Origin of the sequence: Bartonella sp. CL71SXKL (assembly GCF_042194935.1) — a bacterium.
GTDB lineage: Bacteria > Pseudomonadota > Alphaproteobacteria > Rhizobiales > Rhizobiaceae > Bartonella.
The window spans coordinates 1-851 of the sequence record NZ_JBHINI010000094.1; the positions used below are offsets into that span (position 1 = coordinate 1).

The window sequence follows — 851 nt, forward strand, 5'->3', positions numbered from 1 at the left end:
GGCTTTATTGAAAAGGAAGATAACCTTTCTCATGATGGCAATTGCTGGGTTTATGATAATGCTTGTGTTGTAAAATCTGGTCGTGTTTATGAAAATGCAAGGGTATATGGCAACGCTGTCATTGGTGGTTTTGTTTATGGCAATGCGCATGTATATGATAAAACCCGCGTGTATTTTGGAGCTCATGTTTATGATAATGCGCATCTTTCTGATAAGGTGTGGGTTTATCAATATGCAAGGGTTTATGGGAATGCAAAATTAACAGGAAGTGCACGCATTTATAGCAAGGCTGAGGTTTATGATTATGCTGTTGTAAGTAGCTCTTCAAAAATTTATGGCAAGGTTTATGGCAATGCTAGCGTGGGTGGGTATGTTAAGGTCTATGGTTCTGTTTATGGGAATGCAAAAGTGACTGGTTATCACACCATTAGAGGTTTGGTACATGGCAATGCAAGGTTAAAAAGAGATGGTTATTCATATGTCAAACAAAACTTTTATTATGCATATGGAATTCCTGAAGATTGTGAAATTTATGAAAACGATACCGTTGTAAAGATTATTGAAAATAACGCTGCGTAAAGACGCGCGGGCGCGGCGGGGGCGCCCCTCTTTCAAATTTCCCATTCCAAATTTTAGCAAATGTTTATCACATTAAATTGTGAGGGTATCTCTATGTGCAAAAAATACGAATTAACCAGTGAAATCAAAAAAATCAAACATGCTCTTACTCGAAATATTATAAACCTTTATCGCATTAAAGCTTTAAAAGATTTTGATGATGTAAAGGCGGGGTCCTTAGGCGGCTTTATTGAAAAGGAAGTTAACCTATCCCATGATGGTAATTGCTGGGT

Annotated in this window: 1 protein-coding gene; it reads left to right on the forward strand. The window is 37.5% G+C overall.

The genetic code is table 11. The features are described 5' to 3' along the window. Positions 1–579 (forward strand): hypothetical protein (locus tag ACFILA_RS09650; protein WP_375661138.1); only part of this gene is annotated, 579 nt, incomplete at its 5' end. Positions 580–851 lie beyond the last annotated feature (272 nt).